The organism is Pseudomonas sp. FP2309 (assembly GCF_030687575.1).
In the GTDB taxonomy this organism is placed as follows: Bacteria; Pseudomonadota; Gammaproteobacteria; order Pseudomonadales; family Pseudomonadaceae; genus Aquipseudomonas.
On sequence record NZ_CP117439.1, the window covers coordinates 5101162 to 5126946 of the forward strand.

Annotated in this window: 23 protein-coding genes; 10 read left to right on the plus strand and 13 right to left on the minus strand. The window is 61.7% G+C overall.

Going from position 1 to position 25785, the window contains the following annotated elements; translation table 11 throughout:
- The first annotated feature begins 11 nt into the window (after nt 1–11).
- From pqqC to pqqE, 3 genes are read left to right on the plus strand one after another with little or no spacing between them, the layout of a single operon-like run.
- Complete coding sequence (pqqC, locus tag PSH59_RS23580) at nt 12–764, plus strand: pyrroloquinoline-quinone synthase PqqC (RefSeq protein WP_248080305.1); 753 nt, start codon at nt 12–14, stop codon at nt 762–764.
- On the plus strand, nt 761–1036 hold the full coding sequence (gene pqqD / locus PSH59_RS23585) for a pyrroloquinoline quinone biosynthesis peptide chaperone PqqD (protein ID WP_248080306.1): 276 nt from the start codon (nt 761–763) through the stop codon (nt 1034–1036). The genes pqqC and pqqD overlap by 4 nt, the downstream gene beginning before the upstream one ends.
- The gene (pqqE, locus tag PSH59_RS23590) at nt 1029–2159 is read left to right on the plus strand and encodes a pyrroloquinoline quinone biosynthesis protein PqqE (RefSeq protein ID WP_370694439.1); all 1131 of its coding nucleotides are present in this window, start codon (nt 1029–1031) and stop codon (nt 2157–2159) included. The genes pqqD and pqqE overlap by 8 nt, the downstream gene beginning before the upstream one ends.
- Before the next feature lie 4 nt (nt 2160–2163).
- Here pqqE and PSH59_RS23595 read toward each other — a convergent pair whose 3' ends face one another.
- Nucleotides 2164–2322, minus strand: a complete 159-nt coding sequence (locus tag PSH59_RS23595; RefSeq protein ID WP_003194776.1) for a YqaE/Pmp3 family membrane protein — start codon at nt 2320–2322, stop codon at nt 2164–2166.
- Between the two features lie 180 nt (nt 2323–2502).
- A complete protein-coding gene (locus PSH59_RS23600) occupies nt 2503–3765 on the minus strand; it encodes an aspartate aminotransferase family protein (protein WP_305393780.1) in 1263 nt (420 codons plus the stop codon).
- 197 nt (nt 3766–3962) lie between these two features.
- Between PSH59_RS23600 and PSH59_RS23605 the strand changes: the two genes are divergently transcribed.
- Entirely contained in the window at nt 3963–4862 is a 900-nt protein-coding gene (locus PSH59_RS23605) for a LysR family transcriptional regulator (RefSeq protein WP_305393781.1), read from the plus strand.
- 226 nt (nt 4863–5088) lie between these two features.
- Here PSH59_RS23605 and PSH59_RS23610 read toward each other — a convergent pair whose 3' ends face one another.
- From PSH59_RS23610 to PSH59_RS23620, 3 genes are all read right to left on the minus strand, one after another.
- Nucleotides 5089–6867, minus strand: a complete 1779-nt coding sequence (locus PSH59_RS23610; protein ID WP_305393782.1) for an acyl-CoA dehydrogenase C-terminal domain-containing protein — start codon at nt 6865–6867, stop codon at nt 5089–5091.
- Between the two features lie 122 nt (nt 6868–6989).
- Nucleotides 6990–8759, minus strand: a complete 1770-nt coding sequence (locus tag PSH59_RS23615) for an acyl-CoA dehydrogenase C-terminal domain-containing protein (protein ID WP_305393783.1) — start codon at nt 8757–8759, stop codon at nt 6990–6992.
- Nucleotides 8760–8848: 89 nt separating this feature from the next.
- Complete coding sequence (locus tag PSH59_RS23620; protein WP_248080318.1) at nt 8849–10138, minus strand: diguanylate cyclase; 1290 nt, start codon at nt 10136–10138, stop codon at nt 8849–8851.
- A 304-nt stretch (nt 10139–10442) separates the two neighbouring features.
- Between PSH59_RS23620 and PSH59_RS23625 the strand changes: the two genes are divergently transcribed.
- Nucleotides 10443–12032, plus strand: a complete 1590-nt coding sequence (locus tag PSH59_RS23625; protein WP_305393784.1) for a hypothetical protein — start codon at nt 10443–10445, stop codon at nt 12030–12032.
- A gap of 74 nt (nt 12033–12106) precedes the next feature.
- On the opposite strand, the gene PSH59_RS23630 is transcribed toward PSH59_RS23625, so the two are convergent.
- The 7 genes from PSH59_RS23630 to bioB form a co-directional block, all read right to left on the minus strand.
- Nucleotides 12107–13912, minus strand: coding sequence for an acyl-CoA dehydrogenase C-terminal domain-containing protein (locus PSH59_RS23630; protein WP_248080322.1), 1806 nt, complete (start codon nt 13910–13912; stop codon nt 12107–12109).
- Between the two features lie 252 nt (nt 13913–14164).
- Nucleotides 14165–14446, minus strand: a complete 282-nt coding sequence (locus PSH59_RS23635) for a pyrroloquinoline quinone biosynthesis protein PqqE (protein WP_099585700.1) — start codon at nt 14444–14446, stop codon at nt 14165–14167.
- A 105-nt stretch (nt 14447–14551) separates the two neighbouring features.
- Nucleotides 14552–15232: a dethiobiotin synthase gene (gene bioD, locus PSH59_RS23640; protein ID WP_248080324.1), complete on the minus strand. Its 681-nt coding sequence runs from the start codon at nt 15230–15232 to the stop codon at nt 14552–14554.
- Entirely contained in the window at nt 15229–16041 is an 813-nt protein-coding gene (gene bioC / locus PSH59_RS23645; RefSeq protein WP_305393785.1) for a malonyl-ACP O-methyltransferase BioC, read from the minus strand. Before bioC ends, bioD begins: the two co-directional genes overlap by 4 nt.
- Nucleotides 16034–16765 carry an alpha/beta fold hydrolase gene (locus tag PSH59_RS23650; RefSeq protein ID WP_305393786.1) on the minus strand — a complete coding sequence of 244 codons (732 nt, stop codon included), beginning with the start codon at nt 16763–16765 and terminating at the stop codon, nt 16034–16036. Before PSH59_RS23650 ends, bioC begins: the two co-directional genes overlap by 8 nt.
- Nucleotides 16758–17927 (minus strand): 8-amino-7-oxononanoate synthase, encoded by a 1170-nt coding sequence (bioF, locus tag PSH59_RS23655; RefSeq protein ID WP_305393787.1) that lies wholly within the window; start codon nt 17925–17927, stop codon nt 16758–16760. The genes PSH59_RS23650 and bioF overlap by 8 nt, the downstream gene beginning before the upstream one ends.
- 142 nt (nt 17928–18069) lie before the next feature.
- Nucleotides 18070–19125 (minus strand): biotin synthase BioB, encoded by a 1056-nt coding sequence (gene bioB, locus PSH59_RS23660; RefSeq protein ID WP_248080332.1) that lies wholly within the window; start codon nt 19123–19125, stop codon nt 18070–18072.
- Between the two features lie 92 nt (nt 19126–19217).
- Between bioB and PSH59_RS23665 the strand changes: the two genes are divergently transcribed.
- The 5 genes from PSH59_RS23665 to rarD all read left to right on the plus strand — a co-directional run bounded on the left by PSH59_RS23665 (nt 19218) and on the right by rarD (nt 24880).
- Complete coding sequence (locus PSH59_RS23665) at nt 19218–19955, plus strand: ComF family protein (protein WP_305393788.1); 738 nt, start codon at nt 19218–19220, stop codon at nt 19953–19955.
- A 52-nt stretch (nt 19956–20007) separates the two neighbouring features.
- Entirely contained in the window at nt 20008–20772 is a 765-nt protein-coding gene (locus tag PSH59_RS23670; RefSeq protein WP_305393789.1) for a TOBE domain-containing protein, read from the plus strand.
- A 92-nt stretch (nt 20773–20864) separates the two neighbouring features.
- Nucleotides 20865–22763: a PhoX family phosphatase gene (locus PSH59_RS23675; RefSeq protein ID WP_248080338.1), complete on the plus strand. Its 1899-nt coding sequence runs from the start codon at nt 20865–20867 to the stop codon at nt 22761–22763.
- A gap of 143 nt (nt 22764–22906) precedes the next feature.
- Nucleotides 22907–23881 carry a serine/threonine protein kinase gene (locus PSH59_RS23680; RefSeq protein WP_248080340.1) on the plus strand — a complete coding sequence of 325 codons (975 nt, stop codon included), beginning with the start codon at nt 22907–22909 and terminating at the stop codon, nt 23879–23881.
- 114 nt (nt 23882–23995) lie between these two features.
- A complete protein-coding gene (rarD, locus tag PSH59_RS23685) occupies nt 23996–24880 on the plus strand; it encodes an EamA family transporter RarD (RefSeq protein WP_305393790.1) in 885 nt (294 codons plus the stop codon).
- A 223-nt stretch (nt 24881–25103) separates the two neighbouring features.
- Here the strand turns inward: rarD and PSH59_RS23690 are convergent, their stop codons facing one another.
- Complete coding sequence (locus tag PSH59_RS23690) at nt 25104–25616, minus strand: glycine cleavage system protein R (RefSeq protein ID WP_248080344.1); 513 nt, start codon at nt 25614–25616, stop codon at nt 25104–25106.
- Nucleotides 25617–25785: the final 169 nt, after the last annotated feature.

Genomic DNA, 25785 nt, shown 5'->3' on the forward strand with positions numbered 1-25785 from the left:
GAGCAACCCCGATGACTGACACACCATTGACGCCCGCCGAATTCGAAGCCGCCTTGCGGGCCAAGGGCGCCTTCTACCATATCCATCACCCTTACCACGTGGCGATGTATGAAGGCCGCGCCAGCCGCGAGCAGATCCAGGGCTGGGTCGCCAACCGCTTCTACTATCAGGTGAACATCCCGCTGAAGGACGCCGCGATCCTGGCCAACTGCCCGGACCGCGAGATCCGACGCGAGTGGATCCAGCGCTTGCTCGACCACGATGGCGCGCCCGGTGAAGACGGCGGCATCGAAGCCTGGCTGCGCCTGGGCCAAGCGGTCGGCCTCGACCCGGACCAACTGCGCTCCCAGGAACTGGTACTGCCCGGCGTACGGTTTGCGGTGGATGCCTATGTCAACTTCGCCCGTCGCGCCAGTTGGCAGGAAGCCGCCAGCAGCTCACTGACCGAATTGTTCGCGCCGCAGATCCACCAATCGCGCCTCGACAGCTGGCCCCAGCATTACCCGTGGATCGACCCCACCGGTTACGAGTACTTCCGCACCCGCCTGGGCCAGGCCCGACGCGACGTAGAGCACGGGCTGGCCATTACACTGCAGCACTACACCACCCGTGCCGGTCAGGAACGCATGCTGGAGATCCTGCAGTTCAAACTGGACATCCTGTGGAGCATGCTGGACGCCATGAGCATGGCCTACGAACTCAAACGCCCGCCCTATCACAGCGTGACCGAGCAGCGGGTCTGGCATAAAGGGATCACCCTATGAGCTTTGATCGCAGCAGAACACCGACCTGGCGCCAGGGCTATCGCTACCAATACGAGCCGGCGCAAAAAGGCCACGTGCTGCTCTACCCCGAAGGCATGATCAAGCTCAATGACAGCGCTGCGTTGATCGGTGGCTTGATCGATGGCGAGCGCGACGTGGCCGCGATCATCGCCGAGCTGGATCAACAATTCCCCGGTGTACCTGAGCTCGCTGACGACATCGAGCAATTCATGGAGGTCGCCCGTGCTGAGCACTGGATCACCCTTGCCTGAAAAACCGGCCGTCGGCCTGCCGCTGTGGCTGTTGGCGGAGTTGACCTACCGCTGTCCGCTGCAGTGCCCGTATTGCTCCAACCCGCTGGATTTCGCCGAGCAGGGCAAGGAGCTGAGCACCGAGCAGTGGATCAAGGTCTTTCGCGAGGCCCGAGAAATGGGTGCCGCGCAGTTGGGGTTTTCCGGCGGTGAACCGCTGGTGCGCCAGGACCTCGCGGAGTTGATCGCCGAGGCGCGCAAACTGGGGTTCTACACCAACCTGATCACCTCCGGTATCGGCCTGACCGAGCAGAAAATCAGCGATTTCAAGAAAGCCGGGCTGGACCATATCCAGATCAGCTTTCAGGCCAGCGACGAACAGGTGAACAACCTGCTGGCCGGCTCGAAAAAAGCCTTTGCGCAGAAGCTGGAGATGGCCCGTGCAGTCAAGGCCCACGGCTATCCGATGGTGCTGAACTTCGTCACCCATCGGCACAATATCGACAAAATCGACCGCATCATCGAGCTGTGCATCGCCCTGGAAGCGGATTTTGTCGAGCTTGCCACGTGCCAGTTCTACGGTTGGGCGCAACTCAACCGCGTGGGGTTGCTGCCCACCAGGGAGCAACTGGTACGCGCCGAACGGATCACCAACGAATACCGCGCCAGGCTCGAAGCCGAGGGGCATCCGTGCAAGCTGATCTTCGTGACACCGGACTACTACGAGGAGCGCCCAAAAGCCTGCATGAACGGCTGGGGCAGCATTTTTCTGACCGTCACACCGGACGGCACCGCCCTGCCCTGCCACGGCGCCCGACAGATGCCGGTGCAGTTTCCCAATGTGCGCGACCACAGCATGCAGCACATCTGGTACGACTCGTTTGGCTTTAACCGCTTTCGCGGCTACGACTGGATGCCCGAGCCGTGCCGCTCATGCGATGAAAAGGAAAAGGACTTCGGCGGCTGCCGCTGCCAAGCCTTCATGCTCACCGGCGACGCCAGCAATGCCGACCCCGTGTGCAGCAAGTCCGAGCAGCACGGCATTATTCTGCAAGCGCGGGAAGACGCCGAACACGCCACCCAGACCATCGAGCAACTGGCCTTTCGCAATGAGCGCAACTCACGGCTCATCGCAAAAAGCTAGGGCCTCAGCGCTTGGCGATGATGTATACCGCGTGGATGATGCCCGGGAAGTAACCGCACAAGGTCAGCAGAATATTCAGCCAGAACGCGCCGCCGAAGCCTACTTGCAGGAACACACCCAGTGGCGGCAGCAGGATGGCGATAATGATACGAATGATATCCATGGGTCAGCTCCGAAAAATCGGCTCGTTTGAGCCGTGTAGCTAATCGACCTTTGGGCTTCGTGAGGGTTCAGTGGATTCTGGCATTGCGCCATCCTTCTGCGGCAGACAAAAAAACGCCCCCAGCCAAAAGAGTCAGGCTGGAGGCGCCGCGTATACCGCGAGACGGTTCAGGAATAGGGGTTAAACGGCGATGCCCTTGCGGCACTGCAATTGCGCAGTGCGCACGCGGGAGAAGGCGCGGGCCAGGCGCAGCAGCATTTCGTCGATGTTGCTTTGGCTCACGGTGAGCGCCGGGGTGAAGCGCAGGCAGTCGGGTTGCGCGGCTGTCAGGATCAGGCCTTCATGCAGCGCGGCTTTTACTACCGCGTCGGCAGAATCATCCGACAACGTCAGCCCCCACATCAGGCCCTGGCCGCGTAATTCACCGTGACCATAGCGGTAGGCCAGGCGAGCCAGGCCTTCGCCGAGGTGAGCGCCAGACTCGCGCACATGCTCCAGAAAACCGTGCTCCAGCACCGAGTCCACCACCGCCGCACCGGCCGAAGCCATCAGCGCGTTGCCATGGTGGGTGCCTTCCAGCTCACCGAGGTCAAAACAGCATGCCTTGCCCCGCGCCAGCAATGCCGCCAGCGGTACACCGCCGCCCAGGCCTTTACCCAGCGCGATGATGTCGGCATGCACACCGTACTGTTGCTCGGCGAGCAGCGTGCCGCAACGACCGAGGCCGGTTTTTACTTCGTCGAGGATCAACAGAATGCCCAGCTCCCGGCACAAATGCTCGACGCCCTTGAGGTAGTGCTCGGTCGCAGGAAACACGCCGGCGCCCTGGATCGGCTCAAGCATGATCGCGACGGTTTGCGCGTCAACCGCTGCGTGCAGGGCCGGCAGGTCGTTGAAGGGCACGTGGCTGAAACCAGGCAGTTGCGGCTCGAAACGGTTTTCCAGGGTGCTCGCCGACGCGGCCAGCGCGGCGAAACTGCGGCCATGGCAGCCGTTACCGGCACTGATGATGCGATAAGCGCCGCCACGATGCAGCTGGCCCCACTTGCGCGCCAGCTTGATCGCCGCTTCACAGGCCTCCGCGCCACTGTTGAGCAAGTAGGCCTGATCGCTGCCGGTGCGGTGGCACAGGCGGTCGACGAGGTTAAGTTGAGTACGGTTATACAAGCCCATGCCGGGGTTGATCAGTGCCAGGGTCTGCTCGCTCAGCGCCTTGATCAATACCTGCGGGCTGTGCCCGAGGCTATTGGCGCCGTTGCCTTGGCTGAAGTCCAAATAGGCACGGTCGTCGCTGTCCCACAGCCAGGAACCCTGACCGCGTACGAACACGTGGGGTGGTCGGGCCACCGTGGGCATCAGGCACTCGCTGGACCGCTCGACGGTGGTGTCCATAAGCAGATCATCCAGGCTTGGCGCGGGCCGACGTTTGCTGAACAGGTTCACAGATCGCCCCCGATAGCAAATGAGCCTGGTGCGAACACCGCCTGTGCATTGTTTGAATTTCCTATGTAAACGCTATCAACACAAACACTGTTCATTGACCGATCTGGCCCTGTAAGCCCTGCGAATAGGCGCTAGACTAGGCGTCTCGGGGGCCACGGGCCATTTCGATTTTCCAGCTTTTTCGATAAGAAAGACTTATGGATTTCAAGCAACTGCGTTATTTCGTCGCTGTGTATGAAGAGGGCCACGTGGGCCGTGCCGCTGAACGTCTGTCGATCTCCCAACCGGCCTTGTCGCAACAGATCCGCCATCTGGAGCAAAACCTGGATGTGAGCCTTTTCGAACGCAGCAGCAAACGCCTGTTGCCGACCTTGGCAGCCCACACGCTGTACAACCACGCGTTGCCCTTGATTGATGGCATGCAGCAGGCAGTCGAGGCGTTGCGCAACTTCAAGGGCCAGGCATTGCGCACCTTGGCCATCGGCGTGCTGCAAACCGTCCACACCAGCCTGGTCCCGCAGATGCTCGAACGCGTGCGCAAGGCCCAGCCACACCTGGTGGTGCAGATCTACGAATTGACCGGGCTGGAAATCGAAAGGCGGTTGCTCAACGGCTCGCTGGACATTGGCATCAGCTATCTGCCGCCCCGTCAGCCAGGGTTACACGGGGTGTTGCTGTATGAGGATGAGCTGAAGGTGGTCATCCCCGAGGATCACCCGCTGCGCGAGTTCAAGAAAGTCTCGCTGAAACAGGCCGCTGAATTGCCGATGTTGCTGCTGGGAGAAGAGTTTCAGATCCGACAGATCTGGCAGGGCCAACTCGCCAACCTTGGCCGGCGTCCCCAGGTGCAGGCGGAGCTCAATACCATGGTGGGGATTCTCGACAGCCTGCCCAATAGCAAATTGGCGACCGTGCTGCCGGGGCGGTCCCAGGATGAACACAATAGCCAGTTGCTGCTGTGGAAACCCCTGAGTGAGCCAAGGGTGCCGCTGAAGGTCGGCCTGGTCTGCCGCGATGTGCAGCGCCAACAGGCGACACTGGCGTTGCTGCGCGCCTTGTTGGAAGACGTGATGAATGCGCCTCAGGCGCCCGCCTGACTTTTTCGCAGGCAAAAGAAAACCCCGCCGAAGCGGGGCTTTGCAGACTGTTTCCCTGACATCCATTTCACTCCGCCTTCCTGGCAGAATCCTACGTGTCCGTGTTGTTGCTTTGCGCTTCCTGCGCGACGTCCATGTGAAGTAGATTATCCGTGGATCCAATGTGGCGATAGAGGACGATTAGCAGCACGTCATGTAAGAGATTGCTTACAAGCCCTCCAAGCCTTTAAAACAGGGCCTCATCCAGCAAAAACAGCGATTCGCTACCGGCTTTTACCGAAGCACTCAGGGAGTGAATACGTGGCAGCAACCGTGCAAAGTAGAAGCGTGCAGTGCCCAGCTTGCTGGCGTAGAAATCTTCCTCGGCCTCCTTGCCCAACGCCGCCTTGGCCATGCGTGCCCACATGTAGGCGTAGGCCATGTAACCAAACGCGTGCAAATACTCCACCGAGGCCGCACCGATCTCATTTGGATTGGTCTTGGCACGATCGAGTACCCAGGCAGTCAGTTCATCCAGGTTATCCACCGCAACGCTCAGCGGCTGGGTGAACTCGGCTGACTCAGGACCCGCGTCAGCGATGAACTGGCGGATTTCGTCGGCAAACAAGGTATAGAAAGCACCGCCGCTGCCGACGATCTTGCGCCCCATCAAATCCAGGGCCTGAATGCCGTTGGTGCCTTCGTAGATCTGGGTGATGCGCACATCGCGCACCAGTTGCTCCTGGCCCCATTCGCGAATATAGCCGTGGCCGCCAAATATCTGCTGGCCGAGCACCGTGGTTTCCAGGCCCAGGTCGCTGAGGAACGCCTTGGCCACCGGCGTCAGCAATGCCACCAGGTTGTCGGCACGCTCACGGGCTGCCGCGTCTTCGCTGAACTTGGCGATGTCCAGTTGGGTCGCCACATACGTGGAAAACGCCCGACCGCCCTCGTTCGAAGCTTTCATGGTCAGCAGCATGCGGCGCACGTCCGGGTGGACGATGATCGGGTCGGCGGCCTTGTCCTTGGCCTGGGCACCGGTCGGCGCACGGCTTTGCAGGCGGTCACGCGCATACTCGATGGCGTTCTGGTAAGAACGCTCGCCCGACGCCAAGCCCTGAATACCCACTCCCAGGCGCTCGTAATTCATCATGGTGAACATCGCCGCCAACCCACGGTTGGGCTCACCCACCAGGTAACCCACGGCGGCGTCGAAGTTCATCACGCAGGTCGCGGAGGCCTGGATGCCCATCTTGTGTTCGATAGAGCCGCAGCTCACCGGGTTACGCGCGCCCAGGCTGCCATCGGCGTTGACCATGAACTTGGGCACCAGGAACAGCGAGATGCCCTTGGGACCGGCCGGCGCATCCGGCAGCTTGGCCAATACCAGGTGGATGATGTTCTCGGTGAGATCGTGCTCGCCACCGGTGATAAAGATTTTGGTCCCGCTGATCGTGTAGGTGCCATCCGCCTGAGGCTCGGCCTTGGTGCGGATCATCCCCAGGTCGGTGCCGGCATGGGCCTCGGTCAGGCACATGGAGCCGGCCCACTCACCGGAATACATCTTCGGCAGGTAGGCCGCCTTGAGTGCGTCGCTGGCGTGGGTCGCGATCGACACACAGGCACCGGAGGTCAGCATCGGGTACAGACCGAACGCCAGGCTGGAGGAGTTGATCATCTCTTCAACCTGCGCCGACACTGCCTTGGGCATGCCCATGCCGCCGAACACCGGGTCGCCGCCTACGCCGACCCAGCCGCCTTCGGCGTAGGTTTTGTAGGCCTGTGGATAACCGTCGGGGGTAAACACCGCCGTGTTGTCCCAACGGCAACCCTGCTCATCGCCGCCTCGGCTGAGGGGAGCAATGGACTTGGCGGTGACTTTACCGGCCTCTTCGAGGATCGCTTCAACGGTTTCGGCGTCAACCGTGTCTGCCAACGAAGGCAATTGGGCCCAAGTGTTGGCAACCTCAAATACTTCGTTGAGGACGAAGCGCATATCACGCAACGGCGCTTTGTAATCAGCCATGGCAAACCTCGTGAGAACGTGAAAAGTGATTCGATAGGATCGGTTTTACAGGCCCCGAGTGTACCCGAACAACTTTTCCGACACATAGGGTCCACTTGTGACTGATCGGTATTTTTAAGTCATCAGAGTCCAAAGGCCTCCGCAGGCAGACTCATCAGGCATTCGCTGCCCGCCTCCACGGCCGCGCGATGGCTGGCAGTACGCGGTAACAGGCGCTTGAAGTAGAACTCGCAGGTGGCCAGTTTGGCCTTGGCAAACTCGACATCGTCATGCTCCTGCGCGGCCATCGCCATGCGCAACCACAGGTAGGCGAGGATCACATAACCGCTGTACATCAAGTAATCCACCGCCGCCGCGCCCACTTCGTCAGGGTTTTTCATCGCGGCCATACCGACTTGGGTGGTCAGCGCGCCCCATTCCTGATTCAGTTGATTGAGCTGTGCCACGTAGGCATTGAGCTGTGGATGCTCGGTATTGGCCGCACAGAACTTATGCACGATTTTAGTGAACCCGCGCAGCAGCTTGCCCTGGCTGCCCAGCACCTTGCGCCCCAGCAGGTCGAGGGCCTGGATGCCATTGGTGCCCTCATAGATCGGTGCAATCCGCGCATCACGCACCAATTGCTCCATGCCCCATTCGCGAATATAGCCATGGCCGCCGAACACCTGCATGCCGTGGTTGGTCACCTCCAGCCCGGTGTCGGTCATAAAGGCTTTGCAGATCGGCGTGAGAAACGCCAACAGGTCCTCGGCCTCCTGGCGTTGCGCGGGGTCGCTGCTCAAGTGCGCCGTGTCGAGCAGTTGCGCAGTGAAGTAGGCCAACGCGCGATTGCCTTCGTTGAAGGCTTTCATGGTCAGCAGCATGCGACGCACGTCGGCGTGCACGATGATCGGGTCGGCGGCTTTGTCCGGGGCCTTGGCGCCGGTCAGCGAGCGCATTTGCAGGCGGTCGCTGGCGTATTTGACTGCGCCCTGAAAGCTCGCTTCGCCATTGCACAGGCCCTGCATGCCGGTGCCCAGACGCGCGTGATTCATCATGGTGAACATGCAGTTGAGGCCTTTGTTGACCTCGCCAATCAAGAAGCCCTTGGCGCCGTCAAAGTTCAGCACGCAGGTGGCCGAGGCCTTGATGCCCATTTTGTGTTCGATCGAGCCGCACTGCACCGCGTTGCGCTCACCGGAGTCGGCATGGAACTTGGGCACGATAAACAGGGAAATGCCCTTGGTCCCAGCCGGTGCATCCGGCAGCTTGGCCAGCACCAGATGGATGATATTCGCACTCAGGTCGTGCTCGCCGGCCGAGATGAAGATCTTGCTGCCGGTGACCGCATAACTGCCGTCAGCCTGGGGCACGGCGCGGGTTTTGATCAGGCCCAGGTCGGTGCCGCAGTGGGCTTCGGTCAGGCACATGGTGCCGGTCCATTCACCAGCGGTGAGTTTGCCCAGGTACGTGTCTTTTTGTTCAGCGGTGCCGTGGGCGTGGATCGCCGACATGGCGCCGTGAGTCAGGCCGGGGTACATGCCCCAGGACGTGTTGCTGGAGCCGATCATTTCACTGAGCACCAGCCCCAACGATTGCGGCAAGCCCTGGCCACCGTAGGCCGGGTCCGCCGCGACGCCGTGCCAGCCGCCTTCGACGTAGTGGGCGAACGCCGCCTTGAACCCTTTAGGCGTGGTGACGACGCCATTGTCGAAATGGCAGCCTTCTTCGTCGCCGCTGCGGTTAAGCGGGGAGAGCACGTTTTCGCAAAATTTCGCGCCTTCTTCAAGGATCGCGCTGACCATGTCCGGGCTGGCGTCGGTGGCGCCAAGCGAGGCGTAGTGGCCGTGAAAATCAAACACGTTGTCGATCAGAAAGCGCATGTCGCGCAAGGGAGCTTTGTACTCAGGCATGGTCATGTCTCCGGCGGCAGATACCTCAACCTACTGCCGGCCAGCGCCCCGAACAATCACTGTAGAAGCGCTGAATACAGCGCCATCACTCAACCGGCAGCGCTCTGCATGCGCACCGCGCCACGGCGTGTTTGCCCGGCGGCGACCACACAGTTGCGGCCCGCGCCCTTGGCGGCATACAGCGCCTGGTCGGCGGATTTGAGCACCTCTTCGGGCGTACGCTGGTCGACCTGACGCTCGGCCACGCCGATGCTGACCGTCACCGACACACTCGACGCGCCGCTGGCGGCCCGGCGCTGACGGCCTTGTTGATCATCCTGGGGCCGATCGGCGTTGCGCAGCTTGATGTCGTAGTTGGCAATGATCTCGCGGATTTCTTCCAAGTGCGGCATGCACTCATCCAGGGTCTTGCCGGCAAACACCACGGCGAACTCTTCACCACCGTAGCGATAGGCGCGCCCGCCGCCGTTGACCTTGGACAGTTTGCTCGCCACCAGCCGCAATACCTGGTCGCCGACGTCGTGGCCATGGGTATCGTTGAAGCGTTTGAAGTGATCAACGTCGCTCATCGCCAGTACGTAATTGCGCCCCAGGCGCTGCATGCGCTCATTGAGTGCACGACGCCCAGGCAGGCCGGTCAGCTCATCGCGGAACGCCATTTGATAGGCCTCATGGGCCACGCCGGCGGCGATCATCAGCATCACCTGGCTGCACATGATGTTGAGGGTGAACGGCAGGATGAACGTCTGCGGCAACATCCAAAACACCCCCAGCAGTCCCACCAGTTGCGCCGCATGCAACGGGCGCGGCTGGTACCAATACTGCGCCGCCAGGGTGAGGAAGCCGATCAAAAACATCGGGTACGACAACTGGATCAGGCTCATCCACCTGCCATGCAACGCCGGCCAGCGGATCTCCGCCAACCAGTTCAGCACGGCCTCCGGGTAACTCTGCTCCAGGGCCAACGCAACGCTGCCGATGGCCAGCAACACGGCGCAGCGGGCCACGAAGTCGCGGAACAGGTGGGTCTTCTCCTGCCACAGTGCATAGATGCTGAACAGCAGGGGCAATAACAGGCAGCACAAATGAAACACCACCGCCGCGTCTTCGCGTACGCGGCCATTGTCGCGGTAGAAATCGGTCTGGGTATCCAGCAGGAAATAGGCGATGTACACCGTGATCATCAAGAACAGCTCACGCTGGCGCCGGTACACAGCGCAGTAAGAACCGCCGAGCAGCAACACCAGAGTCGGCAACACATTGAACAACGAGGTGAAGAACACGCTGAGGTCTTTGACGTACGCAGCCGAGAGCCCCGCCAGCAACAGCAGTAACGAAGGAAGGAAATGACTGAAACGTACAGCGGACACGCGTGACAAGGGTAAAACTCCGACCCGCAGAAAGGTAGTAGCACTATGCCTTCATGCCAACAGTTAACCACAAGCTGTCTGACATGTATCACTATGCCACTACTTTAACGGCCGGTTGGGCCAATCCCTGAGTGCCACGCTCTGGTTTTTTACCTCGCACAACAGGTCCCGAGAAAAGCCAAGCATCAGGCAGCCCCAGCGCACTGTCAGTTCTGACAGTATCCGTCACAAGGTTTGCTGTGTTTAATCCAAACAACGCCCAGTGAGCCGTCGGGACGAGGAAATTTCCTTCAACCATCCGGGAGCGTTTTCCATGGACGCCTCAATCAACGATCTGGTGCGTGCAAGTTCACTGTTCTTGATCCGTAACGCCATCCCCCGGTTGCCACCACTGATCGTGGTGGACGCCATCCCCGATACAGACGGCCTTGTCCCGTTGACAGCCGCAGCCGGTGACTTGCGCATTCGAATTCCGCCCCAGCCGCAGCCCGGCCCTCCCGGCTCCCGCCCCATCATCAGGGTGTACGCGGAGCTGCCCCCACCGGCGGAATACCAAGTGCTGTCCTACCACCAACTGCCGGCCTATCCCGTCGGGGAGTTCGAGGTCCTCGTGCCACGCCGCCTGGTGGGGAGTGAGGGCGACTATCGGCTCACCTACATTCTGGAAGACGGTGACAACGTGTCGCGTGCAACCACCAGCACGTCCTTGCGCGTCCAGAAAAGATCGCCTTTTGGCTATCTGTCCATCACACCACCGCGCCCCCTGCTGCCGGCGAATCTGGCGACACCGCTGATCACCGATGAGTACCTGGCCAACAATGACCCGGTGCTGTTCAGAATTCCGGAACATGTACAGATCAATAACCGGACCAAATTGCGCGGCGTGTTCTACTACGGCCACACCGACAGTCACATGCAAGTGCCCTACACCCCACCCATTACGTTGCCTGATGTACCGGCCGAGCGCCTGATCCCTGTGTCGGCGGCCATTATCCGTGCACGAGGCAATGGTTTGCGGCAATTGACTTACCGCATCATCGACCAGGCGGGCTGCCGCGACCGGGACTCGTTGATTCTTGAGGTCAAAGTGGCCGTACGGATCACCCCGGCGAACATCTCTATCCCACGGGTGACACAGGCGATCGCGCCGGACAATACCGTGACCCAGGCCGATATCCTAAAAAGCGGATTGGGAGGGATGGAGGTGTGGCTGGACAACGTCGACAATTTGCAAATCGGCGACACGGTGACCGTGACCCTCTCGGGCGCAGCCGTAACGGCACCGCTGACTTATGCGGGGCAACCGCTACCGTTAAGGTTTATCGTCAACACGGCGCAAATACAGGCTGTACTTCCGACTGCCCCCACCACGGATACGCCAGCTCAGGTGGGGTTCAGAATCACCAGCGGCGGGGTAGTCTTCAACGGTCCTGTCAGAGCCCTGATCTTCAACCTGACGGCCCTGATGACGCTCCCGCCGCCGCGGGTGCAGAACCTGAACGCGGAGGGCAACCTCAACTGCAGCTCGCCGCAACCCTTGGACACGGCCTATACAAATCGTTTCATTACGGTGTTTATCCCCCCTTCGGTGCTTCTGATTGCCGGTAAAACGCTGACGCTGAGCTGCGCATTGAGCCGGCAGGACGATGGTTCAAACCTCATCGTTCCACCTGTGACGGTCGCTGTCGTATTGTCAGCCGACGCGCCAACCCTGGGTCTTACCGTGAATGTGCCCTATTCGACCAGCATGGGAGTGATCGGCAGGGGCGTGATGTATTTCAGCTATTGGATGCCAAATAACACCGGTCAACTGCTTCGATCTTCAACGGTGGCCATAGCGGTCAGGGGCGTATTGCCGGGCAACGTGTATTGCGACGGCACGCCCTATACGCCGACACCTTGAGTGCCAGGCTGACGCCCACAAAAAACCGCCGCTCCCGAAAGAGAGCGGCGGTTTCAGTGAGAACCCGGTAAGGCTTAGTAAGCCAGGCCGAAGTCTTCTTCTTTCATGTCCATCAGGTTATTGGCGCCCGACAGCATGGTTGCCACGTGGGTACGGGTACGCGGCAGGATGCGCTGGAAGTAGAAGCGCGCGGTCTGCAGCTTGGCGGTGTAGAACGCTTCTTCGCCTGTGCCGGCTGCCAGTTTTTCGGCTGCCAGGCGTGCCATGTCGGCCCAGAAGTAAGCCAGGCACGCGTAACCGGAGTACATCAGGTAATCCACCGAGGCGGCACCGACTTCTTCGCGGTCCTTCATCGCGGCCATGCCGACCTTCATGGTCAACTCGCCCCATTCTTTGTTCAGTGCCGCCAACGGTGCGACGAATTCCTTGACGGCTTCGTTGCCTTCGTTGGCCTGGCAGAACTTGTGCACGATCTTGGTGAAGCCCTTGAGCGCTTCGCCCTGGGTCATCAGCACTTTACGGCCGAGCAGGTCCAGCGCCTGGATGCCGGTGGTGCCTTCGTACAGCATCGAAATGCGGCTGTCGCGAACGTTTTGCTCCATGCCCCACTCGGCGATGAAACCGTGGCCGCCGTAGATCTGCACGCCATGGTTGGCGGACTCAAAACCGACTTCGGTCATGAACGCCTTGGCGATCGGGGTCATGAATGCCAGCAGACCGTCTGCTTGCTTCTTGGCCTCGTCGTCGGTGCCGTACTTGACGATGTCCACTTGCTTGGCGGTGAAGTACACCATCGCACGGTTGCCTTCGGCGAAGGCTTTCATGGTCAGCAGCATACGGCGCACGTCAGGGTGCACGATGATTGGGTCAGCCGCTTTTTCCGGCGCTTTCGGGCCAGTCAGGGAGCGCATTTGCAGGCGATCGCGAGCGTATTTCAAACCGCCCTGGAAGCCGATCTCGGCGTGGGCCAGGCCTTGCAATGCGGTGCCCAGGCGAGCGGTGTTCATAAAGGTGAACATGCAGTTCAGGCCTTTGTTCGCCGGGCCGATCAGGTAACCGGTGGCCGCGTCGAAGTTCATCACGCAGGTGGCGTTGCCGTGGATCCCCATCTTGTGTTCCAGGGAACCGCAGTTCACCGCGTTGCGCGCACCGATCGAACCGTCTGCGTTCGGGATGAACTTGGGCACGATAAACAGCGAGATACCTTTGGTGCCGGCCGGCGCGTCCGGCAGGCGGGCCAGCACGATGTGGACGATGTTGTCAGCCATGTCGTGCTCACCGGCCGAGATAAAGATTTTGGTGCCGGATACTTTGTAGGAACCATCGGCCTGAGGCTCGGCCTTGGTGCGCAGCATGCCCAGGTCGGTGCCACAGTGCGGCTCGGTCAGGCACATGGTGCCGGTCCACTCGCCCGACACCAGCTTGGTCAGGTAAGCGGCCTGCTGCTCCGGGGTGCCGTGCTCGGAGATGGTGTTCATCGCGCCGTGGGACAGGCCTGGGTACATGCCCCAAGACCAGTTGGCTTCGCCGACCATTTCGCTCACGGCCAGGCCCAGGGATTCCGGCAGGCCTTGGCCACCGTGCTCCACGTCGTGGGCCAGGCTCGGCCAGCCGCCTTCGACGAATTGCTTGTAGGCCTCTTTGAAACCCGTCGGGGTCTTAACGCCTGACTCACTCCAGGTGCACCCTTCGATGTCGCCCACACGGTTCAACGGTGCCAGCACTTGCTCACAAAACTTGGCGCCCTCCTCGAGGATGGCGTCAACCATATCCGGGGTGGCGTCCTGGCAAGCAGGCAGGCTCTGATAGTGCGCGTCATAACCGAGCAGTTCGTCACGAACGAAGCGAATATCACGCAAGGGGGCCTTGTAGTCAGGCATAGCGATAAACCTCTGCTGATGTAGCTGGGATGAACAACCGCGTGGAATTTATTGTGGCGGTCAAACAGGTGTTTGAAACATACGTTTACGACCTGGGGATGTCAAGCGTCGTCCGGATGCCGTTTGTCATGACGCGCGTCAATGGCAGGCGCGACGAGGCCTGCGGCGTGGAGCCACAAGGGGTAAACAGAAAATGTAGGTTTGCGCAGGCGCGACCGGCTTCAGGACGAAGCCGGGAATCAGCAGAAAGGGTTAAGCGTAGGTATCGATCAGGGTGCCCAGCATTTCATCCGACGCCTTGGCGACTTTAACGCCCAGTTCGACCTGAAATTTGCCTTCGGCCAGTTCCACCATATTGCTGGCGGAGTTGGTCGGCTGACCGCGATTGACCGCCTGCAGGCGATCATTCTGCGCATCCGAAGGTTGGCTGGTGGCGGCACTGGCGATCTTGCCGGCGGCCTGGTCGACACGGCTTTGCCCGGACTGAATGGTATTCAGGCCCGAATAAAACGCGCTGCTTCCAGAGATTTCCATGGCTAAGCCTGCCTTTAGAGAATCGTGAGCTGTGATTGAAACAGAGATCGTGGCAAAAGGCCCGTCAAAAACACTAATGGCACAATGCCTTGGCGATAGCCAAAATCAGTCAAGCAGGTCCAGCAGCAAGTACGGCGCCACGGCTTCAGCCCCGGCGTGCTTGAGTTTGGGAACACGTCCCAGACAGGGTGCGGGCAACCGTTCGGCGAGGGTTGCCAGGTTTTCCTCCAGACGGGAGGTCTTGGGGTCGATGATATTGGCCACCCATCCCGCCAACTGCAAACCGTCCCGTGCGATGGCTTCAGCGGTGAGCAACGCATGACTGATACACCCCAGGCGCACGCCGACCACCAGGATCACCGGCAATTTGAGCGCCATGGCCAGATCCGACAGGTTGGCCTGATCGGCCAAGGGCACGCGCCAACCGCCCGCGCCCTCAATCAGGGTGAAATCCGCCCGGCGCGCCAGAATCTGTTGCATGGGTTTAAGCAACGACTGCACCGTCAGCGACACGCCCGCCTCCCGCGCCGCCAAATGCGGGGCGATGGCCGGCTCGAACGCCACCGGGTTGACCTCGGCGTAACTCAACGGCAATGAGCACTGCGCCAGCAGCGCCAGGGCATCGGCGTTGCGCAACCCCTTGGGCGTGACCGTGCAACCGGACGCCACCGGTTTGCCGGCCGCCGTGCTTTTGCCGGCCTGGCGCGCCGCATGCAACAGGCCCGCAGCGACTGTGGTTTTGCCGACATCGGTGTCAGTGCCGGTGATGAAATAAGCGGCGCTCATAGCGGTTTCTCCAGTACGGCGTACACCACCTGGTAAGTCGCCGGCAGGCCTTGGACCTGGCGGAACTGCTCATAGGCTTGCAGCAAGGCGGCAACTCGCGCACGGCCGGTCAACCCACCGGGGCGTCCAGGATTGAGATTGTGCGCACCCAGGGCTTTCAATTCATGGGTCAGGCTGCGCACATCCGGGTAATGCAACACATGGGGCCGGCGTTCCAGGCTGACCACACGCAAACCGCTGGCCGCGCACAGTTGCTGGTAAGCCTCGAAGGTGCGAAAGCGGTTGACGTGCACCAGGCCGTCCACGGCGCGCCAGCTCTCACGCAGCTCATCCAGGGTGCCCACGCACAAACTGGCGAAAGCCAATACGCCGCCTGGTTGCAGCACTCGATAAGCCTCGCTGAGCACGGCCTCGAAGTTCGAACACCATTGCACCGCCAGGCTGGAGAAGAGCAGCTCAAAGCCATCCGCTTTCAGCGGCAAACGTTCCGCATCGCCGGCAATGAAGTGCCGCGCACCGCCTGAAGGTCGCGCGTGGTTGAGCATGCCCTCGGCAATATCCAGTGCCACGCCTTGGCTCGCCGGCCAGCGTGCAGCCAACGCACGGCTGAAATACCCCGTGCCGCAGCCCATATCCAGCCAGCGGTGTGGCGCGCAGGCAGATGGCAGGCGCGACAACAGTTCGTGCCCCACTGCCCGCTGCAATTGGGCCACGCTGTCGTAACTGGCCGCCGCGCGCGAGAAGGACGCAGCCACGTGGCGCTTGTCCGGCAAGCCGCCCGGCAAGGCGGGATGGGATAAATCAGTCATCGGCACACTCATGCAAAAAAGCCTGGATGGCCCCCGCCACACCGTGGGGGTCTTCCAGAAGAAACGCGTGACCGGCCTGTTCGATCAGGCCGATTTCAACATCAGGCAACAGTGCCAGCAGGTCAGCGGCGGCTTCGGCGGGCACCAACCCGTCCATCCCCGCGAACAGGTGCAACTGCGGGCCGCGATAAGCCAGCAAGGCGTCGCGGGTGTCCAATTGCGCGAGCAGTTCAAGGCCGCTCATCAATAGGCCGGGCGCGGTATGGGGCGCGCCGCTGACCAACAACCGCGAGAGCCCGCGCGGGTCTGCGCCGCCCTTGGCGCACAACAGCCCAAAGCGCTTGAGAGTGACGTGGGAGTCGGCATTGCAACCGGCGAGAAACGCATCAAAGGTGTCGGCGGGCATCGCGCTCGGCCAGGCGTCATGGGCCACGAAACACGGGTTGCTCGCCAGGGTCAGCAGGCCACAGCAACGCTCCCCGCGCCGCGCGGCCAACTCCGAGGCCAGCATCCCGCCCAGGGACCAGCCACCCAGCCAGGCGTTGTCCGGCAGCGTGGCGTCAAGCTCGTCGAGCCACTCATTCAGGTCGCTGGAATCCAGTACGGGCAACGGCTCGATCTGCACCTGCAAGCGCTCATCCAAGCCCCGCAACGCCGCCGACAGTGGTTCCAGCGGCGATACACCCAGGCCCCAGCCGGGCAGCAATATCAGTCGGTCACGCATGGTCGGGCTCCAGGCGAAAACAGGCTTCCAGCGCGTTTAACAGTAGCTGCACCTGCGCCGCGCTGTGGGCGGCCGTCAACGTCACGCGCAAACGTGCGCTGCCGGCGGGCACGGTGGGCGGGCGGATCGCTGTCACCATCACACCGCGCTCCCGCAGTCGCTGGGACAAACGCACCGCCTTGGCGCTGTCGCCGATCAGGATCGGCTGGATCGGCGTAAAGCTGTCCATCAAGTCCAGCCCCAACTGCTCGGCCCCCCGCCGGAACTGGCGGATCAGCCCACTGAGATGTTCACGCCGCCAATGCTCGGTGCGCAGCAGCGCCAGGCTTTTGAGCGTGGCGCAAGCCAGGGCCGGCGGCTGACTGGTGGTGTAGATATACGGGCGGGCGAACTGGATCAGGCTTTCGATCAGGTCTTCACTGCCCGCCACAAACGCGCCGGCAGTACCAAACGCTTTGCCCAGGGTGCCGACCAATACCGGCACGTCCTCCTGGCTCAAACCGAAATGCTCGACGATCCCGCCCCCGCTGGCGCCCAACGGACCAAAACCATGGGCGTCATCGACCATCAACCAGGCGCCTTTGGCCTTGGTTTCACGGGCCAGCGCGGGCAGGTCGGCGAGGTCGCCGTCCATGCTGAACACGCCATCGGTGACCACCAACGTGTTGCCCATGGCTTTTTCCAGGCGCTTGGCCAGGCTGGCCGCGTCGTTATGCAGGTAGCGATTGAACCGCGCCCCGGACAGCAAGCCCGCGTCCAGCAAGGAGGCATGGTTAAGACGGTCTTCCAGCACCGTGTCCCCCTGCCCCACCAACGCTGTGACCGCGCCGAGGTTGGCCATGTAGCCGGTGGTAAACAACAAGGCACGCGGGCGACCGGTCAGGTCGGCCAGGGCTTCTTCCAGCTCATGGTGCGGCGTGGCGTGGCCGACCACCAGGTGCGATGCGCCGCCGCCCACGCCCCAGCGGGCCGCACCGGCGCGCCAGGCTTCGATCACCTGCGGGTGGTTGGCCAGGCCCAGGTAATCGTTATTGCAGAACGCCAACAGCGGTTGGCCGTCGACCACCACTTCCGGGCCTTGGGGGCTCTGGAGCAGCGGGCGCTTGCGGTAAAGGTGTTCGGCACGGCGGGCAGCGAGGCGCGCGGCGAGATCAAAAGACATGCAGGCCTCGGTAGCTCAAGTTGGACGCGGTCAAAAATGCAGGTGCGGCGCGCTCGCGAATGCGGTGGATCAGTCAGCACATCGGATGCCGATATACCTTATCTCGCGAACACGCCCCTCCCACAGCTGGAGCTCATTTCAGTCACACCGCCGCGTTATAGAACTGCTCGCTGCTCTTGTGCTCCACCAGCGCCTGCTCGATCGCCGCCTGATGCACTTCATCGGCGTGCTCTTCACGGGCTTCCGGCAGGATGCCCAGGCGCGAAAACAGCTGCATGTCCTTGTCGGCCTGCGGGTTGGCGGTAGTCAGCAGTTTGTCGCCGTAGAAGATCGAGTTGGCGCCGGCAAAAAACGCCAGGGCCTGCATCTGCTCATTCATCGCTTCACGACCGGCCGACAGGCGCACGTGGGACTGCGGCATCAGGATGCGCGCCACCGCCAGCATGCGGATAAAGTCAAACGGGTCGATGTCTTCGGCGTTTTCCAGCGGCGTACCGGCCACCTTCACCAGCATGTTGATCGGCACCGACTCGGGGTGCTCCGGCAGGTTGGCCAGTTGGATCAGCAGGTTGGCGCGGTCATCGAGGGATTCGCCCATGCCGAGGATGCCGCCGGAGCAGATCTTCATCCCCGAATCACGCACATAGGCCAGGGTTTGCAGGCGCTCGCTGTAGGTACGGGTGGTGATGATGCTGCCGTAGAACTCCGGCGAGGTGTCGAGGTTGTGGTTGTAGTAGTCGAGGCCGGCCTGGGCCAGGGCGTCGGTCTGATCCTGGTCGAGACGCCCCAGGGTCATGCAGGTTTCCAGACCCATGGCCTTCACGCCTTTGACCATCTCCAGCACGTAGGGCATGTCTTTGGCCGACGGGTGCTTCCACGCCGCGCCCATGCAGAAGCGCGTGGAGCCAATGGCTTTGGCGCGAGCGGCCTCTTCGAGGACCTTCTGCACTTCCATCAGTTTTTCTTTTTCCAGGCCCGTGTTGTAGTGGCCCGACTGCGGACAATATTTGCAATCTTCCGGGCAGGCGCCGGTCTTGATCGACAGCAGGGTCGACACCTGCACGCGGTTGGCATCGAAATGCGCGCGGTGCACGGTCTGCGCCTGGAACAACAGGTCATTGAACGGCTGCACGAACAGTGCTTTGACTTCGGCCAGGGACCAATCGTGACGCAGGGTGGCAGTGGTGCTGGCGCTCATGGGCGATTCCTTGATTATGCTTTGACATGCGCTGCGGGAAGGGCAATACCCACAGGCGCGACACGGATGCTCGGCATATTTAAGGAAGATTCATGCACTGTCAACCAAGGCACAAACACGAAGTTTACATCTGGTCAAAAAACACTCAGACCTGCTTGATCTGCGATGAACCCACGGAAACCGACGATTCGGTGTGCAATGCCTGCGAAACCGAATTGCCCTGGCTGATGGAACACTGCGAAGTCTGCGCCCTGCCCTTACCGCTGGACGGCCTGATCTGCGGCCAGTGCCAGCGGCAGCCGCCGGCGTTTACCCAGGTGATCGCGCCCTGGACCTACAGTTTTCCCGTCGACAGCCTGATCAGCCGCTTCAAGCACCAGGCACGCTGGCCCCTGGGACGCATGCTGGGGCGCCTACTGGGGCACCACCTGCAACATCGTTTTGATAACACGGCACTTACCCGCCCGGACGCCCTGCTGCCGGTGCCCATGGCCGCCAAGCGTCTGCGCGAACGCGGCTACAACCAGGCGCTGATGCTGGCACGCTGGCTCAGCACCGACCTGAACATCCCCTGTGATGAGCACGTGCTGTTACGTCCCCGCGAAACCCTGGCGCAACAAGCCCTCGACGCCAAGACCCGCAAGCACAACTTGCTCGGCGCGTTTGCCCTGACCGCCGACGCGCAAGTGCAAGGGCGTCACGTGGCCTTGGTGGACGACGTACTCACCACCGGGGCCACCGCCCACAGCCTGGCGCGGCTGTTGATCAACGCCGGCGCGCGGCAAGTGGACGTGTACTGCGTGGCCCGCACGCCCAAGCCCGGCACTTGACTCCGGTGCCTCGCAGCCGCAACGTCCGCTCATTCCCACACAGCGTATGCCCATGTCACTCCCGACCTCTCTGAGCCAACATATAGTGCGCCGCCCCCAGCGCATCGCCTTGCTCGCCCATATCTGCGAGCAGGGCTCCATCACGCGCGCCGCCAAAAGCGCCGGCCTGAGTTACAAGGCCGCCTGGGACGCCATCGATGAGCTGAACAACCTCGCGCAAAAACCCCTGGTGGAACGCAGTGTCGGCGGCAAAGGCGGTGGCGGTGCCAGGCTCACCGCCGAAGGTGAACGAGTGCTGCGCCTTTACCAACGCCTGCAAGTGCTGCAAGCACAAGTGCTGGGCTCGGACGACGCCACCAGTGACTTCCACCTGCTCGGCCGCTTGATGCTGCGTACCAGCGCACGCAACCAGTTGCATGGCCAGGTCAGCGCGATTGAACGCCATGGCCGCAACGACTTGATCCATCTGCAACTGGCGGACGGGCTGGTGCTCACCGCGCAAATCACCCACGACAGCACGCAACGGCTGGAGCTGGAGCCGGGCGTGGAAGTGGTCGCCTTGATCAAGGCCGGCTGGCTGGAACTGCTCGCGCCGCTGGCAACTGCAACACTTGGACACAATTGCTTGAGCGGCACCGTCGCGGCGATTTTCGATGCGGACGATGGTCCCAGCGAAGTGCGCATCAACCTGCCCAACGGTCTGGTTCTATACGCGCTGGCGCAGCCCGAGGCGCTCACGGCCCTGGGTACCGCCGAGGGCCAGGCAATCCGGGTGCAATTCGCACCCAGCCATGTGCTGCTCGGCACGCCCGTCTGATTGGCTGCCTCGGCGCCTGAGCCTTCAAACTGCAACAGTTTCGTCACAACGGCTGCTTAAGGTGTTGGCAAAAAGCACTCAAGGAGCCTGAGATGAACCTATTAGAAGAGAACCAAGCCACCGACCTCGAACAAATGGTCGGCCTGACCCGCCGTCGCTTTATCGGCGCCGGTGCACTGTGCGGCGCGGCGATGTTCCTGGGCGGCAACCTGCTCAGCCGCAGCGCCCTGGCCGTAAATGCCGCGTCCGCCAGCCCGCTGCTGGGTTTCACCAGCATCGCCGCCGCCACCAGCGACACCATCACCCTGCCGCCAGGCTACAGCGCCTCGGTGCTGATCAGTTGGGGCCAGCCACTGCACAAGAACGCGCCGGCCTTCGACCCGTCCGGCAACGGCACGGCCAAGGCCCAGGAGCAGCAGTTCGGCGACAACAACGACGGCATGAGCCTGTTTGCCTTCCCCGGTGACGACAACCGCGCGCTGATGGCGATCAACAACGAATACACCAACTACCGCTACCTCTACGCCCACGGCGGCGCACCGCAATCAGCCGAAGATGTGCGCAAGGCCCAGGCCAGCGAAGGCGTGTCGGTGATCGAAATCCGGCGCAAGGGCGACACCTGGCAGTTCGTCCAGGACTCGCGCTACAACCGGCGCATTCACGGCAACTCGCCGATCCGCCTGAGCGGCCCCGCCGCCGGTCACGACTGGCTGAAAACCAGCGCCGACACGTCCGGCAAAAAAGCCCTCGGCACGTTCCAGAACTGCGCCAATGGCAAGACGCCGTGGGGCACTTATCTGACATGTGAAGAGAACTTCACCGACTGCTTCGGCAGCAGCAACCCACAGCAAACCTTCGATGCCGGGCAAAAACGCTACGGCGTGGTGGCGGCCAGCAAGGACATCAACTGGCACCTGCACGACCCGCGTTTCGACATGGCCAAGAACCCGAACGAACTCAATCGACATGGCTGGGTAGTGGAAATCGACCCGTTCGACCCGCAATCCACCCCGGTCAAACGCACCGCCCTGGGCCGTTTCAAACACGAGAACGCGGCGCTTGCCGAAACCCGTGATGGCCGCGCCGTGGTGTACATGGGCGATGACGAACGCGGCGAGTTCATCTACAAGTTCGTCAGCCGCGACAAGATCAACCACAAAAACCCCAAGGCCAACAAAGACCTGCTCGACCACGGCACCTTATATGTGGCGATCTTCGACGCGGGCGACGGCGACGCCGATCATCCGAAGGGCAAAGGCCAGTGGGTGGAGTTGACCCATGGCAAAAACGGCATCGATGCCGCCAGCGGTTTCGCCAGCCAGGCCGAAGTGTTGATCCACGCGCGCCTGGCCGCCAGCGTGGTCAAGGCCACACGCATGGACCGCCCGGAATGGATCGTGGTCAGCCCCACCGACGGCCAGGTCTACTGCACCCTGACCAACAACGCCAAACGCGGCGAAGACGGCCAACCGGTGGGCGGCCCCAACCCACGGGAGAAGAACGTCTACGGCCAGATCCTGCGCTGGAAGGCCAATGCCGATGACCACGGCGCCGCCGACTTCAGTTGGGACCTGTTTGTGGTGGCCGGCAACCCCGGCATTCACGCCGGCAAGCCCAAGGGCGGCTCGTCCAACATCAACCCGCAGAACATGTTCAACAGCCCCGACGGCCTGGGTTTCGACAAGGCCGGGCGCCTGTGGATTCTCACTGACGGCGACTACAGCAACGCAGGCGACTTCGCCGGCATGGGCAATAACCAGATGCTGTGCGCCGACCCGGTCACCGGGGAAATTCGTCGATTCATGGTGGGACCAGTGGCCTGTGAGGTGACAGGGATCAGCTTCTCGCCGGATCAAAAAACGCTGTTTGTGGGGATTCAACACCCCGGCGAAACCGGTGGTTCGACCTGGCCGGAGCACCTGCCCAATGGCAAACCGCGCTCCTCGGTGATGGCGATTCGGCGCGATGATGGCGGGATTGTGGGCGCCTGACTGACCGCCATCGGGGCAAGACCCGCCCACCCATGTGGGAGGGGCTTACCCCGATGGTGATACTCAAGTCGCCCCCCTATCGCAAGCCGTGTGCGTTACCATACCCGGCCGGACGCGGCGCCCTGCTGCGCGCAGGAGTTCGCATGGCCCATCCGTTTGAAACACTTACCCCTGATCTGGTACTCGACGCCGTCGAAAGCATCGGGTTCCTCAGCGATGCTCGCGTGCTGGCGCTCAACAGCTACGAAAACCGCGTGTATCAGGTGGGCATCGAAGACGGTGAACCGCTGATCGCCAAGTTCTATCGTCCCCAGCGCTGGACCAACGAAGCGATTCTTGAAGAACACCGCTTCACCTTCGAACTGGCCGAATGCGACGTGCCGGTAGTCGCACCCCTTATCCACAACGGCGAAAGCCTGTTCGAACACGCAGGCTTTCGCTTCACCCTGTTTCCCCGTCGTGGCGGCCGCGCGCCGGAGCCGGGCAATCTCGACCAACTGTATCGCCTCGGGCAATTGCTCGGCCGCTTGCATGCGGTGGGTTCCACCCGTGCGTTCGAACACCGCGAAGCCTTGGGCGTGAAGAACTTCGGTCACGACTCCCTGAACACCCTGCTCGAAGGCAACTTTATTCCCAAGAGCCTGCTGCCGGCCTACGAGTCGGTGGCCCGCGACCTGCTCAAGCGCGTCGAAGAGGTGTACAAGGCCACACCGCACAAGAACATCCGCATGCATGGCGATTGCCACCCTGGCAACATGATGTGCCGCGACGAGATGTTTCATATCGTCGACCTGGATGACTGCCGCATGGGCCCCGCCGTACAGGACCTGTGGATGATGCTCGCCGGCGACCGTCAGGAATGCCTGGGCCAGCTGTCGGAATTGATGGACGGCTATCAAGAGTTCCACGACTTTGACCCGCGCGAACTGGCCTTGATCGAACCGCTGCGCGCCCTGCGCCTGATGCACTACAGCGCCTGGCTGGCCCGGCGCTGGGACGACCCGGCGTTCCCCCACAGCTTCCCGTGGTTCGGCAGCGAGCGCTATTGGGGCGACCAGGTGTTGGCGTTGCGCGAGCAACTGTCGGCGCTCAACGAAGAACCGCTGAAACTCTTCTGACCGCATTGGTTTTATGGGGAGCAGGCTCGCTGCCGTCCCCATAAAGCAGGTCCCATTGCGTGACAAATATCCTTACAATCGCGCTTTGTTAGCTGCCTAAGCAAGGATTCTGCAATGCACGCCGCCAACCCCCGCAAGGGGTACATCATGGGCCTGAGCGCCTACGTCATCTGGGGTCTGTTCCCGCTCTACTTCAAAGCCATCGCCAGCGTACCCGCCGCCGAAATCATCGTGCACCGCGTGCTGTGGTCGGCGTTGTTCGGCGCGCTGCTGTTGATGGTATGGAAACACCCCGGCTGGTTCCGTGAGCTGCGTGACAACCCCAGGCGCCTGGCGATTCTGGCCTTGAGTGGCTCATTGATTGCGGGTAACTGGCTGACCTATGTGTGGTCGGTGAACAGCGGGCGCATGCTCGAAGCGAGCCTGGGTTATTACATCAACCCGCTGGTAAACGTACTGCTGGGCATGCTGCTGCTCGGCGAACGCCTGCGCCGCCTGCAATGGGTCGCCGTCGGGCTGGCTGCGGTGGGCGTGGCGCAACAGGTGTGGCAGGTGGGCAGCTTGCCGTGGGTGTCGCTGGTGTTGGCGCTGACCTTTGGTTTCTACGGTTTGATTCGCAAGCAGGCGCCGGTCAAGGCACTGCCCGGGCTGGTGGTGGAAACCTGGATGCTGGTGCCGATTGCCGTGGCGTGGTTGCTGTTCAACCCAAGCGCCCACAGTGCCCAGCTTGAATTCTGGAGCACCACCGAAGCCTGGTGGTTGGTGGCCGCAGGCCCGGTCACGCTGATCCCGTTGGTATGCTTCAACGCCGCCGCGCGGCATTTGCCCTACACAGCCCTGGGCTTTTTGCAGTACGTGGCGCCGACCCTGGTGTTGCTCGAAGCCGTGCTGCTGTTCGGTGAACACCTGGCGCCGAGCACGTTGCTGGCCTTCGCGTTTATCTGGGTCGGGCTGGCGGTCTACAGCGTGGACGCCTGGCTGACCGTGCGAAAACGCTGATCAAATAACGCACAAACCTCTGCAAGCCACGGCGCGCGTGGCTTGCAGACATTCACCCCAAGGTTATCCACAACCTGATCCCCGCCATTTGTGCACAAGCCTTTGAAACTGCTCGTTTTTTGCTCAGTTCGTGCAAAGCCACGGCTGGCGTGGCCCTGCGCCGGGTCTCTACAGGTTATCCACAGGCCCATGCAAGATTTCCATGCATAACCCTGTGGGCAAATCACTCCTCGTTGCGCAGCTCCACCATCAAATCGTCGGCCAGGGTTTCCAGGGCTTCCTGCAACTTATCCAGGGACAAGGTTGCCGGCACCTGCAATAAGGCCTCGGCATTGAACAGCGGATCACCGCTCATCGGCGCCGGCCGCACATCGGTGCTCAGGCGCTCCAGGTTGACCCCCTGCTTGCTCAACAGCGCGGTGATTTCCCGCACGATGCCCGCGCGGTCATTGCCCACCAGCGTCATTACGATGGATTTGGAGGTCGACGCCTGCCCGCTGCTGCCCTCACCCACCAGCACCCGAATGCCGTGTGTGGATAAGTCTTCCAGCGCCCCTACCAATGCCTGACGATTCTCCGTCGGCACGCTGACCCGCAGGATCCCGGCAAACTGCCCGGCCATATGGGCCATGCGGCTTTCCAGCCAGTTACCGCCGTGAGCGGCGATGTTCTGCGCGATGCGTTCAACCAGGCCGGGTTTGTCGGCGGCGATAATTGTGAGTACAAGATGGTCCATGGCGAAGCCCTCTGGAATTCAATCTACAAGGTGGACCCGAGGGCCCTCGAAAACAAATCGTGTACCATTTTTATTTTTATCTGGAACAATCCAATAGTTTTTTGAGAACATCCCGTTCTCCGCTGTGACCGTACGACCAAAGTGGGTCGCTAAACGACGTATTTAGTCT

Bases quoted from the DNA above. Each gene is read 5' to 3' on its own strand.
- pqqC (WP_248080305.1), top strand. From the start codon at position 12: ATGACTGACACACCATTGACGCCCGCCGAATTCGAAGCCGCCTTGCGG.
- pqqD (WP_248080306.1), top strand. From the start codon at position 761: ATGAGCTTTGATCGCAGCAGAACACCGACCTGGCGCCAGGGCTATCGC.
- PSH59_RS23595 (WP_003194776.1), bottom strand. From the start codon at position 2,322: ATGGATATCATTCGTATCATTATCGCCATCCTGCTGCCGCCACTGGGT.
- PSH59_RS23605 (WP_305393781.1), top strand. From the start codon at position 3,963: ATGGATTTCAAGCAACTGCGTTATTTCGTCGCTGTGTATGAAGAGGGC.
- PSH59_RS23610 (WP_305393782.1), bottom strand. From the start codon at position 6,867: ATGGCTGATTACAAAGCGCCGTTGCGTGATATGCGCTTCGTCCTCAAC.
- PSH59_RS23615 (WP_305393783.1), bottom strand. From the start codon at position 8,759: ATGCCTGAGTACAAAGCTCCCTTGCGCGACATGCGCTTTCTGATCGAC.
- PSH59_RS23625 (WP_305393784.1), top strand. From the start codon at position 10,443: ATGGACGCCTCAATCAACGATCTGGTGCGTGCAAGTTCACTGTTCTTG.
- PSH59_RS23630 (WP_248080322.1), bottom strand. From the start codon at position 13,912: ATGCCTGACTACAAGGCCCCCTTGCGTGATATTCGCTTCGTTCGTGAC.
- PSH59_RS23635 (WP_099585700.1), bottom strand. From the start codon at position 14,446: ATGGAAATCTCTGGAAGCAGCGCGTTTTATTCGGGCCTGAATACCATT.
- bioD (WP_248080324.1), bottom strand. From the start codon at position 15,232: ATGAGCGCCGCTTATTTCATCACCGGCACTGACACCGATGTCGGCAAA.
- bioC (WP_305393785.1), bottom strand. From the start codon at position 16,041: ATGACTGATTTATCCCATCCCGCCTTGCCGGGCGGCTTGCCGGACAAG.
- PSH59_RS23650 (WP_305393786.1), bottom strand. From the start codon at position 16,765: ATGCGTGACCGACTGATATTGCTGCCCGGCTGGGGCCTGGGTGTATCG.
- bioF (WP_305393787.1), bottom strand. From the start codon at position 17,927: ATGTCTTTTGATCTCGCCGCGCGCCTCGCTGCCCGCCGTGCCGAACAC.
- bioB (WP_248080332.1), bottom strand. From the start codon at position 19,125: ATGAGCGCCAGCACCACTGCCACCCTGCGTCACGATTGGTCCCTGGCC.
- PSH59_RS23665 (WP_305393788.1), top strand. From the start codon at position 19,218: ATGCACTGTCAACCAAGGCACAAACACGAAGTTTACATCTGGTCAAAA.
- PSH59_RS23670 (WP_305393789.1), top strand. From the start codon at position 20,008: ATGTCACTCCCGACCTCTCTGAGCCAACATATAGTGCGCCGCCCCCAG.
- PSH59_RS23675 (WP_248080338.1), top strand. From the start codon at position 20,865: ATGAACCTATTAGAAGAGAACCAAGCCACCGACCTCGAACAAATGGTC.
- PSH59_RS23680 (WP_248080340.1), top strand. From the start codon at position 22,907: ATGGCCCATCCGTTTGAAACACTTACCCCTGATCTGGTACTCGACGCC.
- rarD (WP_305393790.1), top strand. From the start codon at position 23,996: ATGCACGCCGCCAACCCCCGCAAGGGGTACATCATGGGCCTGAGCGCC.
- PSH59_RS23690 (WP_248080344.1), bottom strand. From the start codon at position 25,616: ATGGACCATCTTGTACTCACAATTATCGCCGCCGACAAACCCGGCCTG.